At 44.1% G+C, this 18045-nt stretch carries 16 protein-coding genes and 2 pseudogenes; 13 read left to right on the top strand and 5 right to left on the bottom strand.

The features are described from left to right. Positions 1 to 26: 26 nt before the first annotated feature. Both KDM90_RS11420 and KDM90_RS11425 read right to left on the bottom strand, forming a co-directional pair. Positions 27 to 917 (bottom strand): sensor histidine kinase, encoded by an 891-nt coding sequence (locus KDM90_RS11420; protein ID WP_212675728.1) that lies wholly within the window; start codon positions 915 to 917, stop codon positions 27 to 29. 1 nt (position 918) lies between these two features. Beyond that, positions 919 to 1281 (bottom strand): hypothetical protein, encoded by a 363-nt coding sequence (locus KDM90_RS11425; RefSeq protein ID WP_212675729.1) that lies wholly within the window; start codon positions 1279 to 1281, stop codon positions 919 to 921. Positions 1282 to 1581: 300 nt separating this feature from the next. Between KDM90_RS11425 and KDM90_RS11430 the strand changes: the two genes are divergently transcribed. From KDM90_RS11430 to KDM90_RS11470, 10 genes and pseudogenes are all read left to right on the top strand, one after another. Further along, the gene (locus tag KDM90_RS11430; protein WP_212675730.1) at positions 1582 to 2115 is read left to right on the top strand and encodes a hypothetical protein; all 534 of its coding nucleotides are present in this window, start codon (positions 1582 to 1584) and stop codon (positions 2113 to 2115) included. 11 nt (positions 2116 to 2126) lie between these two features. Next, the gene (locus KDM90_RS11435; protein WP_212675731.1) at positions 2127 to 2456 is read left to right on the top strand and encodes a DUF1840 domain-containing protein; all 330 of its coding nucleotides are present in this window, start codon (positions 2127 to 2129) and stop codon (positions 2454 to 2456) included. A gap of 69 nt (positions 2457 to 2525) precedes the next feature. Next, a complete protein-coding gene (locus KDM90_RS11440; protein ID WP_329605322.1) occupies positions 2526 to 3380 on the top strand; it encodes an alpha/beta hydrolase in 855 nt (284 codons plus the stop codon). Between the two features lie 133 nt (positions 3381 to 3513). Continuing rightward, positions 3514 to 4971 carry a 16S rRNA (cytosine(967)-C(5))-methyltransferase RsmB gene (gene rsmB / locus KDM90_RS11445; protein ID WP_230409746.1) on the top strand — a complete coding sequence of 486 codons (1458 nt, stop codon included), beginning with the start codon at positions 3514 to 3516 and terminating at the stop codon, positions 4969 to 4971. A 149-nt stretch (positions 4972 to 5120) separates the two neighbouring features. Then, positions 5121 to 5645, top strand: coding sequence for a DUF4390 domain-containing protein (locus KDM90_RS11450; RefSeq protein ID WP_212675733.1), 525 nt, complete (start codon positions 5121 to 5123; stop codon positions 5643 to 5645). After that, positions 5642 to 8017, top strand: a complete 2376-nt coding sequence (locus KDM90_RS11455; RefSeq protein ID WP_212675734.1) for a sensor histidine kinase — start codon at positions 5642 to 5644, stop codon at positions 8015 to 8017. Before KDM90_RS11450 ends, KDM90_RS11455 begins: the two co-directional genes overlap by 4 nt. An 87-nt stretch (positions 8018 to 8104) precedes the next feature. Beyond that, positions 8105 to 8458, top strand: a pseudogene (esaR, locus tag KDM90_RS18550) (response regulator transcription factor EsaR); the annotation flags it as partial. A gap of 183 nt (positions 8459 to 8641) precedes the next feature. Then, positions 8642 to 8836, top strand: a pseudogene (locus KDM90_RS18555) (helix-turn-helix domain-containing protein); the annotation flags it as partial. Positions 8837 to 9353: 517 nt separating this feature from the next. Further along, positions 9354 to 9611 (top strand): BTH_I0359 family protein, encoded by a 258-nt coding sequence (locus tag KDM90_RS11465; protein ID WP_212675736.1) that lies wholly within the window; start codon positions 9354 to 9356, stop codon positions 9609 to 9611. 346 nt (positions 9612 to 9957) lie between these two features. Then, positions 9958 to 11151: a M20 aminoacylase family protein gene (locus KDM90_RS11470; protein WP_212675737.1), complete on the top strand. Its 1194-nt coding sequence runs from the start codon at positions 9958 to 9960 to the stop codon at positions 11149 to 11151. A gap of 66 nt (positions 11152 to 11217) precedes the next feature. Here KDM90_RS11470 and KDM90_RS18340 read toward each other — a convergent pair whose 3' ends face one another. The 3 genes from KDM90_RS18340 to KDM90_RS11485 form a co-directional block, all read right to left on the bottom strand. Next, the gene (locus tag KDM90_RS18340; RefSeq protein WP_212675738.1) at positions 11218 to 12873 is read right to left on the bottom strand and encodes a methyl-accepting chemotaxis protein; all 1656 of its coding nucleotides are present in this window, start codon (positions 12871 to 12873) and stop codon (positions 11218 to 11220) included. A 250-nt stretch (positions 12874 to 13123) separates the two neighbouring features. Beyond that, on the bottom strand, positions 13124 to 14650 hold the full coding sequence (locus KDM90_RS11480) for a YifB family Mg chelatase-like AAA ATPase (protein WP_212675739.1): 1527 nt from the start codon (positions 14648 to 14650) through the stop codon (positions 13124 to 13126). A 12-nt stretch (positions 14651 to 14662) separates the two neighbouring features. Then, complete coding sequence (locus tag KDM90_RS11485) at positions 14663 to 14914, bottom strand: accessory factor UbiK family protein (RefSeq protein WP_212675740.1); 252 nt, start codon at positions 14912 to 14914, stop codon at positions 14663 to 14665. Positions 14915 to 15282: 368 nt separating this feature from the next. Between KDM90_RS11485 and KDM90_RS11490 the strand changes: the two genes are divergently transcribed. The 3 genes from KDM90_RS11490 to KDM90_RS11500 are packed head-to-tail and all read left to right on the top strand — an operon-like array spanning position 15283 to position 18012. Beyond that, on the top strand, positions 15283 to 16041 hold the full coding sequence (locus tag KDM90_RS11490) for a TorF family putative porin (protein WP_212675741.1): 759 nt from the start codon (positions 15283 to 15285) through the stop codon (positions 16039 to 16041). A gap of 39 nt (positions 16042 to 16080) precedes the next feature. Further along, the gene (locus KDM90_RS11495) at positions 16081 to 16419 is read left to right on the top strand and encodes a P-II family nitrogen regulator (protein ID WP_212675742.1); all 339 of its coding nucleotides are present in this window, start codon (positions 16081 to 16083) and stop codon (positions 16417 to 16419) included. A 15-nt stretch (positions 16420 to 16434) separates the two neighbouring features. Further along, on the top strand, positions 16435 to 18012 hold the full coding sequence (locus tag KDM90_RS11500; RefSeq protein ID WP_212675743.1) for an ammonium transporter: 1578 nt from the start codon (positions 16435 to 16437) through the stop codon (positions 18010 to 18012). Positions 18013 to 18045: the final 33 nt, after the last annotated feature.

Consider the following 18045-nt stretch of genomic DNA (forward strand, 5'->3'; position numbering starts at 1 on the left):
TGATGAGTAAAAAATGCTGAGTTAATTTAGCTTACAGAAATTGAATAGTTAGGAATATGAAGACTTAATCTTGCTCCACCTGTTGCTGGGATTTCAATGACTAAGCTGGCCTTTAAGCCATACAGAACCTTTAGTCGTTCCCGGATATTACTAAGTCCTATTCCGTCATCAGCATGCAGATCAAATCCAATCCCATTATCTTCAACTTCAACGATGATTTCATCCTCTCCTTGTCGAGCAAGGATACTGATATGTCCACCATCCGTTTTTGGCTCTAAACCGTGTTTGATGGCATTCTCCACGAGAGTTTGAATCATCATGGAAGGAAAGGCGATTTGCTCTAACGAAGTTGGACAAGTAATTTCATAGGTCAACCGTTCTTGCATACGCGCTTGCATAATATTTAAATAGGCACGTGAGAGCTCTAATTGTTGACCTAATTTACCACCGCCCTGCTCTCGAATTTGTGGAAGAGCTGCACGTAAATACTTGATTAAATGGGTGTGTACAATTGACGCTTGATGTGGGTCAGTTTCAATCAGCTGACTTATAAGTGCTAATGTATTGAACAAGAAATGTGGTTCAATTTGCGCCTGTAAGGTTGCCATCTCCGCTTCAAGAACACGTCTCTCTAAGGCTTCAAGGTTAGCGCGGTTTGTAGCATCATTCGCTGCGATTTCTGCGCGCCGTTTTCCGCCAGCAAGACTTTTAATCATCACAGAGCCAAATACTAGAAGAGGTAAAAGACTCCCTAAGCCTAAAATGCTACCGATAATCATCGCCAAAAATGACACAAAAACTAAGTAGCCCCAAGAAATCACGGCCAACCAGTCGAAAAATTTCCACCAAAAAACGCGGCAGACTTCGACGAAATCTAAAGCGAACAGAAGGAGCTTGTTTTTGTTGTCAGCATTCATGTTAGCTCTCCTCGTCAGGCTTTTTGTCCTCGGTTTGCTGAATTGCTTGATTTACTATTTGTTGATCTTCTTTTCCGATAAAACATTTCAATAGTAAAGAGCCAATGACCAACCAAGTCGCCAAAGACTGTACGCAAAGTAATCCACCCGCAATTAAGGTCAATAAGCTAGCCAAAAATAACTTTCCCCAAGAAACATCAATAATCCATTCAAGATATTGTTCCCATATGTATTTTGCTGTATCGGCAACATTGAGAACAAACTCTAAAACAGGATTTTTTTTTGAGGTATTCATGTTTTGACTCCCAGAAGTGAATGATTCAGTGTGTTCGTTATTGTTTAAATTGGTTTTATCGTTATTCATTTTGTTCTCCTCTAAATTAGTTCTATGTTTGACGACATGATTTCGTGCCGTATGACTACACCTTAGCAAAGCAAAAAAGGACTAGAAAGCACTCTGCGATTAAGCGTAAAAAGCTATAGCTCAAAGGTAATTTCCGCCGATAAATGGTTGGAAAAGCACCATTCGTTTACGCTTTATTTGTTTTTGAAGAAAATCTCGGTGATAAAAAGCAAGCCAAGATAAATTTGGTATCGGTTCCGGATAGGCATGCCCTACAATGGAGGCTATTCACTGACGAAGGTAGATAGAAAGTTTGATCGAATGAAACAATTCATTTCACATTTGTGCTGCTTATTGCTGATTAGCGTAGTTACGGGATGCAGTCCAAAATACGATTGGCGCGAATTTCGTAGCCAAGAGCTGCCGTTGATCGCAGTTTTTCCAACCAAGCCAGCAACCCATACTCGCGATATCAGTCTCAATCAAGAATCTTTGAAATTACACATGATTGCGGCGGATGTTAACCAAATTAGTTTTGCGATCGCTTATACCAAACTAGATGAGTCTAATTCGGATCTAATGGGTTTAAAACAACGTCAACAGCGTGTCTTAGATTCCATGCAAGAAGGAATGCTCAAGAATATTCAAGCGCAAGTGTTGGCGGTGCCGCCAGTAGGCGCACCTAAGAATACAATTACAGCTTTTGGCCAAGGGAAAAATGGACACAAAATACAGCTAGTAGGCCGTTTTACCCAACATGGGCCCTGGCTCATTCAGATTGTGATGATTGGTGATGCCAAGCAATTTACACCTGAAATAATGGATATGTTTTTTGCGTCAATAAAACTCAGCTAAAGGCGTAAAAAATGTTAATTATTTTTAAATCTAAAGTCACAGGCGAGATCGTTATGTATAAAGAACATGTCGCCAACTTATTTCGCTTATTGGAGAAAAATCTAGAGCGAGGTGTAATTACAGCGGCAGAAACAAATCACGTCATTAAAACAATAGAACAGTTAATCGACGAAGATAAGCAACAGCGGAAAACTATTGCGCAGAATGAAGAGGATGATTTAAGCGACTATGAGAAAAAGCAACAAAATAGTGTTGTGACTTTGTCCGCAAGAATGTATCCGTTGTTAGAAATGTTAAGAATGGCGAATAAAAAACAAGCTGATATCCTTTGGGGCGTTTAAACGATGAGTGCGCACGTTGAACACACAGAAGAATTTTTTTTAAAGGCTTTAGACGGTACTTCTTTGTTTGTGCGTGATTGGCCGGCCATTTCAGATTCACAGCAAAACGAAAATCAAGATACGCCTGGAATCATTCTGATACACGGTTTGGGAGAACATTCTGGCCGTTATATTCATGTTGCTAGATTTTTCAATGCAATGGGTTTTCGTGTTAGAAGTTTTGATTTGCGTGGACATGGTCAATCTTCTGGTCGAAGAGGTGATATCCCAGACTCGGAGGCGATTTTGAGAGATATGCGTCAAGTTGTGAATGATTTCTCAAAAAACTTGAACAAAGCTCCGCTTGTATTTGCTCATAGTATGGGTGGATTATTTGCAACCCGATTTACCTTAGAAGGATTAACCCCATTAAGTGGGTTAATTCTTTCTTCTCCAGCCTTTTCTGTTAGAACTAGCAGGCTAGAGAAATTTTTATTCAAAATTAGTCGAATTTTACTACCGCATTTTGCGGTAGGTCATGGAACCAACGGTCGGTTCTTGTCACACGATAGTGAAGTCGTTGTTGCTTATCAAAACGATACACTTGTTCATGCGAAAATCAGTGCAAGTCTATTTGACAGTATGCTTAGTTCAATGCAGTACATTAAAGATCACGCGACAGAGCTAAAAATACCAATGTTGTTATTGGTTGCTGACGGTGATTTGGTGGTGAATCCTCAAGGGGCAAAGAATTTTTCTACAAAATTAGCTGGTAGTACGAATAGTCGATTTTTAAAAATGATTTTGTATCCAGGTTTTTATCATGAGGTTTTTAATGAACTTGACTCGATCCGAGCTTTTGACGATGTTAGGATTTGGTTGGCAGAGAATGATTTTATGCCTGGTGATTGCAGGAATCGATCAGAACTAATGATAAAACAATGAGAATTCTGAGATTGGTTTGAATTGTGAATTACATAGTCTCTCAATTGAATTGAAACACGGACCTTTTATGTCAGAACCAACAAGAAAAATATTGACGCGATCTAAGTCAGTTGGAAGCTCAGCGAAAACCTCAATGAGATCAACTAGTCAAACAACAAAAGCATCTCTGCAAGATGGGACAAAGGCAAGGGATGCAAAATCGCAAAAAAATCCGATGAGTCGGAAAAATCCCAAGGATTCAAAAAATGTCGAAGGCCATCAGTTGATCTCAATCCCAGAGGTCGCGACTTTAGAAATTAAGACAGATTCACTAGCCTTTAGTTTAGCGGGAGCTGCTTTAGCAGTTTCTTACGTTCTAGAGGGAATAGCTTTGCCACAAGCCTTGTCTCGTGTCTTTGTTCAGTCTCAAGTAAGCCCGCAGGCTAAAGGAGCGATTCAAGACATTGCGTATCGCACGATGCGTCAGGTTGGTCGAGTTGATGCATTAATTACTTTGATGACGTCAAAACCACCTGAGCCGCCGGTTCTGTATGGACTCTTGTGTTGTGCTTTAACTCTGTTAATAACGACTGAAAATGAAGCCGCGCCTTACGACGACTTTGTGGTTGTAGATCAAGCTGTGAATGCAGCTGCTTCGTCGAGTCATATGATATTTGCAAAAGGTATGGTTAATGCGGTCCTACGTCGATTTTTGCGCGAGAAACAAGAATTATTACCGATGGTGATGAAACAGGCTGCTGCGCGTTGGAATTATCCGCAATGGTGGGTAGACCAATGTAAAGCAGCATATCCAGAATCTTGGCAGCAAATTTTGAGTGCAGCAGATACACAACCGCCAATGACATTGAGGATCAATATCTCGAAAATTTCAACGGAGTCCTACCTTGAACAATTACAACGCCAAGGAATTTTGGCGACGCAAATTGGACCATGCGCAATTCGATTGCATCAACCAGTACCCGTCCAATTTGTTCCTGGATTTAGTGAAGGATTAGTTTCAGTGCAAGATGCTGCTGCACAATTGGCAGCAGAGCTACTAGATTTAAAGGATGGGCAACAAGTTCTTGATGCATGCGCCGCTCCAGGTGGCAAAACAGGGCATATTTTAGAACTAGCAAAAGTCGATTTACTTGCATTAGAGATTGATCCTAAACGTCTCGATAAAATTCATGAGAATTTGTCTCGTTTAGGTTTATTTGCCTCAATTAAAGAAGGGGATGCAAGTTGGTCGAATTGGTGGGATGGTCGTCAATTTGATAGGATATTGGCTGATGTGCCTTGTACTGCATCTGGGGTTGTACGTCGACATCCAGATATTCGTTGGTTACGACGAAAAACAGATGCCGCCCAATTGGCGGTGACCTCAAGTCGCATTCTTGATAATCTATGGCGAATGTTAAAGCCGGGTGGAAAGTTATTATTAGTGACTTGTTCAATTTGGCCAATAGAATCCGAAAACCAGGCAAAATCGTTTATGGAAAGGCATTCCGCTATACGGTTGGACGCGCCAGGTCAGCTCTTACCAACGTCGGAATTGAACAACGAACATGATGGTTTGTTCTATGCCTTATTTCAAAAACCAGAAATTTGAAACCCGTTTCAAGTTATGATGCTAATAAGATTTAGCGAGCTCAGGTTCTTTTTACCATTCATTACCCGGTTGTTTTTTTAATGATCAAAGCTTTGATCCAACTGTTGAGATCAACTTTTTTTGCATGGGCGCTGATATGTATTGCGCCCATGCTGCTTTCATCCGTCCCTGCTAATGCAACAGGGGTTGAAGTGATGACGGCAAAATTAGAAAGCACTGACGAAGGTTATCGCGTTTTCGTATCTTTTTCCTTTGAACTTGGGCCTGATTTGAAAAACGCGATCAATGAAGGTATTCCTGTCTCCTTCACAGCGGAGGTTGAAATTAACCGACCTCGGTGGTATTGGTTTGATGAAAAAACAATACGTTCAAATCAAACAGTCAAAATTCAATATGATCTGTGGCGTCGACAATATACAGCGGCTGTTAATGGTGGCTTGAAACAAAGTTTTAATAGCTTGGAAGAAGCCATGGCATTAGTTTGGCGCCCGCGGCGCTGGCTAGTCGCAGAAAAAAATGTTTTGCAGCCAGGTGCCGTCTATAACGTCGGAGTCCGTCTTAAACTGGATAGCAATCAATTATCCAAACCCATGTTAATAACTTCGTTTAGCAATAGTGATTGGCGCTTAGCCTCTGAGTGGAAACGATTTACATTCAAGGCTGACGACAAGTGACACGATTTTTGCGGCAAGGCTTAGTTATTGGCGGCGTGATTATGAGCGTCCTGTTGTTCTTTTTGATGACAGCGACTGAAAATTCTAGCCGGTTTCGAGCGATAAACGAAAATTTACATCTCTTGCTGATGGCCAACGCTGTAGTTGCATTCGGCTTGTTAGCAATGGTCAGTGCCTTACTCTGGCAGCTGATTAGACGGTTCCGTCAGCGTGAGTTCGGCTCGCGGATTATGACCCGGTTGGTTATCTTATTTGCTCTAACGGGCATTTTGCCTGGCTCGCTAATTTACCTAGTCTCAGTTCAGTTTGTCACGAGTTCTATTGATTCGTGGTTCTTAGTGAAGCTAGACCCTTTGTTAAATTCTGGGGTTGATCTTGGACATACAGCGCTTGACTATACTCTGCGCGATCTTGAGGGCAAGGCTCGTAGCATGGCAAATCAACTATCCGATGTCGCCGATAGTTCAATGTCGTCTTCACTTCCAATTCGCCTCTCTCGCTTGCGCGAACAGATGCAGGTAAAAGAAGCGACCATCGTAAGTAATCGAGGTCGTGTTATTGCAACCGCAAATGAACATGCTGGTGACTTAGTTCCAGAGTTACCGACCGCTGCAATGATACAAACTGCGCGAGCGGAAGGAAAATATTCACAATTTAGCAGCCATGTTGATCATACCGGTGAAGATGCGACACGCAATCTATTTACAGAAGCCCATCAAAGTAAGCATGGTGAAAGCGGAAACCAAGAATTCCTGCGCGTGATTATTCCTTTACCGTCCACCATGATCGATTCGCGTTTTCAAAAGGAAAGAAATTATCTGCAGGTGATTCAGGCGGTCCCTGAACTATTGGATACTCAAGCGAAGGTTTTTACGAATGCGATTGCGGAACATCGAGAGCGCTCGTCAAGCCGTAATGGTTTGAAAAATATGTATCTAGTGACTTTGACCTTGTTGTTGTTGTTTGCAATTTTTGGCGCAATTACAGCTGCCTTTTTCATTTCTGGAGAGCTGGCACGACCTTTATTGTTGTTAGCTGAAGGGACGAAAGCTGTAGCAGAAGGCAATCTTTCACCCCGCCCTATTACGACAACATCGGATGAATTGGGAAGTTTGACTCAATCGTTTAATACAATGACACATCAATTGTTCGAGGCGCGCATCGCCGTTGAGCAGAATCGCAATGAATTGGAAAATGCGAAAGCCTATCTTGAATCAGTGCTCGGCAATATGTCTGCTGGCGTCATGGTGTTAGATCAAAATGCCTGTTTGGTGAGTTGTAATCACTCGGTTGAAAGGATTTTGCGTCGACAGTTTGACGCAGAAATAGGAAGACCACTTTCAGAAATTCGAGGCCTGAGCGAATTTGCAGCTGCAATTGACAAAGCTTTTTCTGAACAACATGCCCAATCAGCTGGTAGCGTTGAACAAGAGCATTGGCAACAGCAAATTGAACTATCAAGTTCGGTTTTTGAGAGCGCGGATCAAATGGACGATACCGCCAGCAATGTTGTAACGAATAAAGAAGAAGAAAAAGGTGTGACTTTGCTCGCACGTGGTTCCCATTTACCTGTTAAATCAGGAATTGGTTATGTGATCGTTTTTGACGATATTACCAATATTATTTCTGCGCAGCGTTCGATTGCCTGGGGTGAAGTGGCGCGTCGTTTAGCACATGAAATTAAAAATCCTTTGACACCCATTCAATTGTCTGCCGAAAGATTGCAGATGAAATTATTGGATAAATTAAATGAGCCCGATGCGCAGTTTCTGAGTAAGAGCACGACCACAATTGTGAATCAAGTGACTTCGATGAAACGTATGGTTGACGATTTTCGTGACTATGCAAAAATACCGCAGGCGGTTTTGTCCAAAATTAATTTGGCAGCTCTGATTGATGATGTCTTGCATTTGTACTTGTCTGGTGATGGTCGCGATATTATTCATTTACAAATGCAATCAGACCTCCCTTTAATCATGGGGGATGCAACGCAATTGCGCCAAGTCATACACAATCTTTTACAAAACGCGCAAGATGCGGTGACTGAGAATCAAAAAGCGGGTCAAACACCGCATATTGATGTTGTGACTGAAGTTGTACATTACGTTAGTGCTGATAAATCGGAACGCGTGGCAGTACGTTTATCAGTTATTGATAACGGGCCAGGATTCTCGAATAAAATATTGGCTCGAGCGTTTGAACCTTATGCTACTTCCAAGCCTCGTGGAACAGGTCTCGGTTTAGCAATGGTCAAAAAAATTGTCGATGAACATGGCGGTAAGATCGATATTCAGAATCGAAGCGACTCAAACGGTGCTAAAGTTTCGATTTTGCTGTTAAAGTTAGCACCTGATGTAAATACCACAGTATGATTCGAGGCTTTATCTCATCAAGGTCAAAAGCTTCCTTAGAGAAGAATGACGTCAATTAAATATCGGAGTAGGGTTTAGGGTAGATTTATGGCAAACATATTAGTCGTCGATGACGAAATGGGAATTCGGGAGCTACTCTCGGAAATTTTGGGCGATGAGGGACACGTCGTTCAATTGGCAGAAAATGCGCAGCAGGCGCGCGAGGCAAGAACGCAATCGCGACCAGATTTAGTACTACTTGATATTTGGATGCCAGATACCGATGGTGTGACTCTTTTAAAGGAATGGCAGCGCGATGGTTTGTTGACGATGCCAGTCATTATGATGTCAGGTCATGCCACAATCGATACGGCGGTTGAAGCGACGCGTATCGGTGCTTTAAATTTCCTCGAAAAACCGATCGCGCTGCAAAAGTTACTTAAGGCAGTTCAGCAAGGCTTAACTCGAAATGTAGAAGTTGCACGGCCTATTGTTCCAGTTGCACGCATGAATGTGTCCGAGGTGCATAATTCAATTGTTGCAAGCACACAATTTTCGACTACTGCGCCAAGTTCAACTAGCTACGAAACACGTGATTTCTCCATGGGAAATCACATGCATCAAAATAGTCAGCATTCTTTTAATAATTTATCCTTTGATTTGCCTCTGCGCGAGGCGAGAGATGCTTTTGAGCGTATTTATTTTGAATACCATTTGCATCGTGAAGGAGGAAGTATGACGCGAGTTGCCGAAAAAACTGGTCTTGAGCGCACGCATCTGTATCGTAAATTAAAACAGCTGGGTGTTGAATCCGTCAAATATGGAAAACGCGGGGAGTAATCGAAGCGCTGTCATTCTTGTGGGTGGTGGGAGTTATGTGGCACGCGAGGCGTGGATAACAAGCGCCATCCATAGACAACAGGTTTCGCCAGTTCAAATAAAAATTGGGGTGTTATTAGAGGGACTTCCCACTGGTCATTTGTCACTTCAACCCTCTAAATCTCTGCTTATTGAACGCATTGCACCGGGATGTTTTTGTTGCATAGGAAATATTGGTTTGCGAGTTTGCTTAAATCGACTTTTGCGTCAATCCTTAACGACATTATTCATCGCCATGCAAAACGTGGAACATATTCAAAAATTAAAAACGCAATTATCTAGCTCCCCTTATTCAAGTTTAGTGAAATGCGAAAATGAAATAATTTTATAAGCTAAAGTTCACACCTTTCTCTGCCGTAACTATCAATACGAAGAAGCTCTGGTCTGCCTTTTGATTGCTCGTCAACTTCTTTGGAATTGATCAATCGCACCCGGTTTGTTCTTAATAGTGAGCAAGATCAGAGGAAGGAAGAACAAAATGAATATTATTTATAATAGTGACCAATATAGTGTGGTCGAGTTTGGTGCTCAAAAAGATCATGAAGCCTTGCGTTTTGGTGGGTATGAAATCACGGATAAGTCTGTCCGTCGCGAATGCTTTATTGGTGGAATTCAGGCGGAAACTTTTCGTCAAAATGTCCAGGAATTGATTTCAAACGAGCCCAGTATCGAAGAGATTGACGAATTTTTGGGGAAATTTGATTCCTACATGGGTCAGGCGGTCTTGTTACACTAAGTTCCAGTCATTCAGTCAACAGAAAACAGCGTTTGATACGCTGTTTTTTTTTGTGCGGATGTTTCTGGCAAAAAAAAACCCGCTAGCTTAGGCCGCGGGTTAAGTCCAAACCTTTAGGAGGTGTTGGAGGAGACAGGTGTAACTTTATCGCAGTGCAGCAAATAAGTCTTCTTGCATTTTCGTATACCAGATATAAATCCTGCGAATATCTTTTGGCTTTTTCTCACCTATAAATTATCCCTTTAATCCATACTTTCAGAGTGAAAACCAAACTTACACGACGATTTAGATCGGGAAATGATTTACACTCAATACCCTGAATAAAGTCGTGATGTTGGAGTTGTATATGCGGTTATTAGAACCTATCCTCGGATTTTGTGAGGAAATCCGAGCAATTCGGCGTGATCTACATGCGCACCCAGAATTATGTTTTGAAGAACACCGGACGTCTGAAGTGGTTGTGAAGAAACTCGAAGAATGGGGAATTCCTCTTATTCGTGGTTTAGCAGGAACAGGCATCGTTGGGGTGATTAAACGAGGAGAGAGTCCTCGAGCTTTGGGCTTGCGAGCAGATATGGACGCGCTCCCGATGCAAGAACTGAATCAATTTCCCCATACATCCCAGCACGTTGGAAAAATGCATGCTTGTGGTCACGATGGTCACACAGCAATGCTATTAGGCGCTGCGCGATATCTTTCTCAGTCAAATGAGTTTGATGGTACGGTATATTTGATTTTCCAACCCGCCGAAGAAGGCGGAGGGGGAGCCCGTCGTATGATAGAAGAAGGACTGTTCGAGCAATGCCCTATGGATGCAGTTTTTGGAATGCATAATTGGCCTGGAATCCCAGTGGGTAATTTTGGAGTAAGGCTTGGCGGGATGATGGCTTCCTCGAACGAATTTGAAGTAACGGTGCGGGGTAAAGGGGCCCATGCGGCACAACCGCAAAAGGGTATCGATCCAGTCATGGTCGCAGTGCAGATTGCACAGAGTTGGCAAACCATCGTCAGTCGCAATGTGAATCCTTTGGAGCCAGCCGTATTGTCTTTGACACAGATACATTCAGGCAGTGCTACCAATGTGATCCCCGATGAGGCAAGTTTGATTGGAACAGTTCGAACCTTTAGTACTAGCACTTTGAATTTGATCGAATCAAGAATGGAAAAGATCGCGCGCTCGACCGCGGATGCTTTTGATGCGGATCTTGATTTTAAATTTAAACGGAATTATCCACCGCTCATTAATCATGAAAAGGAAACAGGATTCGTCATTGATGTCTTACGAAACCTAGTTGGTGATGAGAATGTCGATGCTCAAGTTGAACCGACGATGGGTGCAGAGGATTTCGCGTATATGCTTCAGGCTAAGCCTGGTTGTTATGTATTTATTGGAAATGGTGAAGGCCAACACCGAAGTGCCGGACATGGCTTAGGTCCGTGCAACTTACATAACCCAAGCTATGATTTTAATGATGACCTTTTGCCTATCGGTGCGACTTACTGGGTGAATTTGAGTTTGGCTTATTTAAAGAAAGCCTAGTGTCAATCCAACAAAAAAACCACATCAAGAGATGTGGTTTTTTTAATATTTTGGTAATACTTGTAATTAAAACTCTTCCCAATCGTCAGACGATTGCTCGCTTTTGTTTGACCGCGATGTGGGCGCTGCTGCTATTCGCGCGGGAGTAGCGCGGACTTGCGCACGATTTGTGGATGTACGCATAGCGGGTTTTGCGCTGTTCTGAGAAATATTTAGTTTGAAGACATCCAATGCTTTCGTAAGCAGATCAGCTTGTTCTTCTAGAGATTCTGCAGCTGCAGCAGCCTCTTCGACCAAGGCGGCATTTTGCTGGGTCATTTCATCCATTTGGTTAATCGCTGAACCAATTTCTTGGATCCCCGAACTTTGCTCTTGGCTAGCAGCAGTAATTTCGGACATGATGTCGCTAACGCGTCTAACTGAAGCGACGATTTCGCCCATTGTTTGACCAGCCTGGTCGACTAATTCTGAGCCAGTCTTTACTTTATCAACGGAATCACCAATGAGGGTTTTGATTTCTTTGGCTGCCGCAGCACTACGTTGCGCTAGACTACGAACTTCCGAAGCAACGACCGCAAAGCCTCGACCCTGCTCTCCAGCGCGAGCAGCCTCGACGGCAGCATTCAAAGCTAAAATATTGGTTTGGAACGCGATTCCATCGATCACGCTAATAATATCGACAATCTTCTTAGAAGACTGGTTAATGTCATCCATCGTTGTGACTACTTGACTCACAACCTCGCCGCCTTTGACCGCGACTTCAGACGCCGTCTCGACCATTTTATTCGCTTGCCGTGCATTGTCTGCATTTTGTTTTACCGTTTCTGTCATTGTCTCCATTGAACTAGAAGTTTCTTCGAGGCTACTCGCTTGAGACTCGGTTCGGGAAGATAAGTCAGTATTGCCCGAGGCGATTTCCGCGCTCGCAACTTTGATCGTTTCAGCTGAAGATTTGATCTCTGATACCATGTTTTGCAGACGCGTTTGCATCTCTGCGAGGGCTGCAAGCAAACTGCTAGTATCTCCACGCTCAACATCGATTTGCATTGTTAAGTCGCCCGAAGCCACTGCTGAAGCGATTTCCTGTGCGTATTCAGGCTCACCGCCGAGTTGTTGCCAAATAGTCCGGATAATAAAGAAAGAGACACCGACCAAAACCAAGGTGACGATGAGACCAGCGGCAATGACAGTCCATAAGACGCGACGAACATTATCTCCGCTATGATCGACCCCTGCTGTAAATTGAGCTTGTGCCGATTCGACGGTTTTCTTTAAGTCGTCTTCCAAGACTTTTAAGGAACTTTGCATTTGGCCGATAGCCGCCTGAGGGTCTCCTTGATCGACGCCTAACATAATTTTCGCCACAGAAATAGCTGGCGCATAGTAGGCATCAAACTCTTTTTGCAACCGATCACCAAGTGCTTGTTGGCCTGGTAGTGCAGCCAGATTCTTAAATTTCTCACGCACTTTTTTGGCGCGTTCCGCTACGGTATCGATCCCTTTTTTATCGTCTTCACCAACTGCTTGTTTTAGTGCATCGACAATGCCTTGCACATCAGCTTGAATATTTTTCGATCTGTCTAAGACTGGATAATCGATTGTTTCAGTCAATTTAATAGATTTAATTGCTGTCGTCGAAAAATACACACTGGCAGCGATACCTACGCCGAAAATAACGGTGGCAATGATGGGGAGTGCCCAAATTCTACGTTTGATACTCATCTAAAAACCTCGACTTTTGTTGTGTAAAACTTGTCGGCTTTTCACATCGTTCCGACAAATGCCAATTCGGCGATTAATCGTGCTTCGTGACAATTTTATGAGACATCATTCTGGTGATGATTAGGTATGCATTGATTGCGGGAATAAAGAGGCTTATTGTAGGTACGATAATGCATGCCCCTGTCTACTTACCGCTAAGTAACAGTGTAAGCTAATCCGATAAAAATTGCGAAACTCTTATTGCTCTAGATTAATGATCGCGCAATGCGCGTCGATACTGTATCGCTTCCGCCACATGGGCAGACGCGATCAGATTTGAATTGCTTAAATCTGCAATGCTACGCGCCAACTTTAATACACGATGATAGGCGCGCGCAGACCAGTCGAATTTTTGCATCGCCTGACGCAACAGCTTTTCGGTTGTCGCGTCAATCAGACAAAAACTTTCGATCTCTTGGGTGCTCAGAAGGGAGTTGGGTTTGCCTTGACGTTCAAGCTGGCGCAAAAAAGCATCTTGGACACGTATTTGGATTTGCGCACTTGGTTCGCCATTGACAGCTGAAAACAAAGCTTGATGGGGTAAGTCCTGCACCAAGATTTGCATATCGATTCTGTCAAGCAATGGCCCAGAAATCTTGCCTTGATAGCGGTTAATTTGGTCGGGTGTACAGCGACATTTGTTATTTGAATGTCCAAAATAACCACAAGGACAAGGGTTCATCGCAGCAATTAACTGGAACCGAGCGGGAAAACTCGCTTGCCTGGCTGCACGTGAAATATGAATTTCGCCAGATTCAAGTGGCTCACGGAGTACTTCAAGAACTTTGCGGTCAAACTCTGGCAGCTCATCCAAAAATAAAACACCGTGGTGCGCTAGTGAAATTTCACCCGGTCGCGGTGAACTTCCGCCGCCTACGAGCGCTACCGCAGACGCCGTATGGTGTGGGTGGCGAAACGGTCGTTGTTTCCATTGGTGTAGTTGAAAGTGATTGGCTAGTGACAGGACCGCCGCAGACTCTAAAGCCTCTTGGTCGGTCATGGCGGGTAAGATACTGGGAAATCGGCTTGCTAACATCGATTTACCGGTACCCGGTGGACCCATTAATAAAACACTATGGCGTCCCGCTGCAGCAATTTCTAGTGCACGTTTGGCGTGCGCTTGAGCTTTGACATCAAGCAGATCAGGATAGCGCACTGTTTCGCCGAACGTCGTGCTTTGCTGTGGCTGGATCTTTGCTAATGGATCATTTGCCGCGAAGTGAGCGCAAACTTGAAGCAGTGACTCCGCTGGAAATATACAGGCATCTGCTACCAACCCCGCTTCTTCTGCGTTCGCTTTGGGCAGCATAAATCCTCGCCGTCCAGACTTCGACGCTTGCTTCGTTTGACAAATAGCGTATGTCATCGCGAGCGCGCCACGTATCGGGCGCAATTCACCCGAAAGTGACAGTTCACCTGCAAACTCATAATCATCAAGTGCTTCGTCTGGAATTTGACCGGACGCTGCAAGAATACCAAGCGCTATAGGCAAATCAAATCGACCTGATTCTTTGGGTAGGTCAGCGGGCGCTAAATTGACTGTGATACGTTGTGCAGGAAAATCAAAGCGGGCGTTTTGAAGCGCTGCCCGTACCCTATCCTTTGATTCTTTTACTTCTGTCTCAGGCAAGCCAACGATCGTGAATGAAGGTAGGCCGTTTGCTAGATGGACTTCGACGGTAACTTCAGGAGCTTGCATGCCGTTTAATGCACGACTTTTCAGTACCGCGAGAGCCATCGTATTGAATGCCTATTCTTGACGTGTTGGGTTGATTTGCGCTTCAAGCTCAGCTACCCGTGCTTCTAGCGCCTCGAGTTTGCTGCGTGTTTTTGCCAATACTTGAGCCTGTATATCGAATTCCTCACGTGTCACGAGATCAAGTTTTGCAAAGCCTTGACTCATCATCGCTTTAATATTTTTTTCGAGGTCTTTGGCTGGAGAGTTTTCCAATGCCTGTTGAAGCTTCGATTGCATCTCAGAAAAAAATTGATTTGTTTCCATAAAAATCCTTGAGGGTTAATGAATTCACTAAAAAGGTGCGCGTGCGCTGCATTATAAATTTCCCCTCAAGAAATTTTGCGCTATTTCGGTGCAATAGTTTTGATATTAATATAAAAACATGCAATTTAGCTAGCTTTAATTGTTGAGAAGGAGACTTTTTTTTGTTCCTATCGATCGGTCGCATATCTAATTATTCATAGCGTAGCAGGGCCATACAACGATACCACTTATTCTTTCCTGCGGCCTACCTTGCCAAAATCTTGCGCACTGCAATAAAACTGGCACGAGTTCTGCTAATACCTCAATAAAGCAAAAAAGTTCGTCGTGCTCAAATTTACTAAATGAAACTCACTTTATAGGGAAACGCCATGAAAAAGATACTTATCTGTGCAGCAATCAGCAGTTGTGTTGTGAGTGGTTTCTTCGCCAACTCTGCTTATGCGCAAGAAGCAAAACCAGAACACGAAGTCAGTTTTAATATCGGTGCTGTGAGTGACTACCGTTATCGCGGTATTTCCCAGTCGCGTTTGAAGCCAGCCTTACAAGGCGGCGCAGATTACGTCAATAACAAAGAAGGGTTTTATGCGGGCACATGGTTATCTACAATCAAATGGACCAAAGATGCTGGCGGTGGTGGTGATGTCGAAGTCGACTTGTATGCAGGCAAACGTGGCGAGATTGTGCCAGATGTTAGCTATGACTTTGGGGTGTTGTCCTATGTCTATCCAAGTAATGGTCTAAGCAGCGTCGCTGGGTTTGCAAATGCAAACACGACCGAGATTTATGGCCAGATCGGCACTGGTCCTGTTTATGCGAAGTATTCACATTCAGTGACCAATCTATTTGGCTTTGTCGATAGTAAGAATAGTGGCTACCTTGATCTTGGAGCGAACCTTGATATGGGAGAAGGGTACACCTTGAACCTGCACTACGGCCGCCAAACAATTAAGAATAATACTTCCTACTCGTATAACGATTGGAAACTCGGCGTCACCAAAGAATTGGTCGGCGTTAATTTCAGTTTAGCAGTCATCGGTACCAGCGCTGACGAGAAACTGTACTACACACCAGCAGGGAAATTTACAGGAAAAACTAGTCTTGTCTTGTCTGCTGTGAAAGCATTTTAAATTCTCTTAGTTCGAATTAAAAACATCTCCGAGACCATCATGAAACTGATTACGGCAATTATTAAACCATTCAAATTAGACGAAGTGCGTGAGGCACTCTCTGAATTAGGCGTACAAGGCATCACGGTAACCGAAGTAAAAGGCTTTGGTCGTCAAAAGGGGCATACCGAGTTGTACCGTGGTGCAGAGTATGTCGTCGACTTTTTACCGAAGACGAAAATTGAAGCCGCTGTGGAGGACAGTATTGTAGAGCGCGCAATTGAAGCAATTGAAACTGCCGCACGAACAGGCAAGATTGGCGATGGCAAAATTTTCGTCTATTCATTGGAACAGGTCGTCCGTATACGTACTGGCGAAACTGGTAACGAAGCACTTTAATTGAGAGAGTAAATCATGAAAAAACTATTGAAATCTCTGGCCGCAGTCGTCTGTCTAGTAGCACTGACACAAACTAGTTGGGCCTCCGCAGAAGACGTCGTAGCAAGTGCGGCAAGTGTCGCTCCAACTGCAAGTTCTGCGGCGTCGGTAGCATCAGATGCAGCAAGCGCAGCTACTCCAGTGGTCGCGAGTCCGGCAGGTACTTCGGAACCTGCGACACCCGTCGCAAGCGCGGAACCTAGCCCTGCGCCGACTCCAGCCCCTACCGCCAATAAAGGCGATACCGCATGGATGTTGGTTGCGACCTTGTTGGTGACGATGATGGCAATTCCTGGTCTTGCGCTGTTCTACGGTGGTTTAGTGCGGGCCAAAAATATGCTCTCCGTTCTATTGCAAGTCTTTATGATTTTCTCAGTGATCATTGTGCTTTGGTGCATTTATGGGTATTCATTGGCATTCACTGAAGGTGGACGTTTCATCGGCAAGTTTGATCGCGTCATGTTGCAAGGGATCTGGGATCCAGTGCAAGCGAGTTTTACGACTGCCGCAACATTTACGAAAGGCGTGGTGTTGCCAGAGTTTGTATTCGCCGCCTTCCAAGCAACTTTTGCTGCGATTACCTGTGGACTGATTATTGGTGCCTTTGCCGAACGTGCAAAATTTAAAGCGGTGCTGGCCTTTGTCGTAATCTGGTTCACCTTCAGTTACCTCCCAATCGCACACATGGTTTGGTTCTGGACTGGTCCTGACGCGATTAAAGATGCAGCAACTCTCGCGACTGAAACAGCAAAAGCGGGTTTCCTATTCCAAATGGGCGCTCTGGATTTTGCCGGCGGTACGGTCGTCCATATCAACGCGGCTGTTGCAGGGTTGGTGGGCGCATTCATGATAGGCAAGCGAATCGGTTATGGCAAAGAAGCGATGGCTCCTCATTCTTTAACAATGACAATGATCGGTGCATCTTTACTCTGGGTTGGTTGGTTTGGCTTCAATGCAGGATCCGCTTATGAGGCAAATGATATTGCGGCCCTCGCCTTCATCAACACATTATTGGCAACTGCTGCAGCCACTGTTTCATGGGTGTTCGGCGAATGGATGAGTAAAGGTAAGCCTTCTATGTTAGGTGCTGCATCCGGTGCGGTTGCTGGTCTAGTGGCGATTACGCCAGCATGTGGTTTCGTTGGGCCAATGGGTGCCTTAGTGATTGGTCTCGCTTCAGGCGTGGTCTGCCTGTGGGGTGTGAACGGCTTGAAGCGTTTGATTGGTGCAGACGATTCATTAGATGTGTTTGGGGTACATGGAGTCGGAGGTATCTTGGGCGCTTTATTGACGGGTGTATTCGCATCCCCAGCCTTAGGTGGTCAAGGTATTTTTGATTATGTCGCAAATAAAATGTCTGCCGATCCGTATAGCATTCTAGGTCAAGTGACAACACAGGCGACCGCGGTTGGTGTGACCATTTTATGGTCTGCCGTAGTTTCGGTTGTTGCTTACAAATTGGTCGACTTGGTAATTGGCTTGCGTGTTCCAGAGGATGAAGAACGTGAAGGCTTGGATATCACCAGTCATGGTGAATCTGCTTATCACTCTTAAGCGAAACATGGTTTTTCTAGAGCAGGTTTGTAA

The sequence above is a fragment of the Affinundibacterium fentianense genome, assembly GCF_018139545.1.
Taxonomy (GTDB): Bacteria; Pseudomonadota; Gammaproteobacteria; order Burkholderiales; family Burkholderiaceae_D; genus Undibacterium; species Undibacterium fentianense.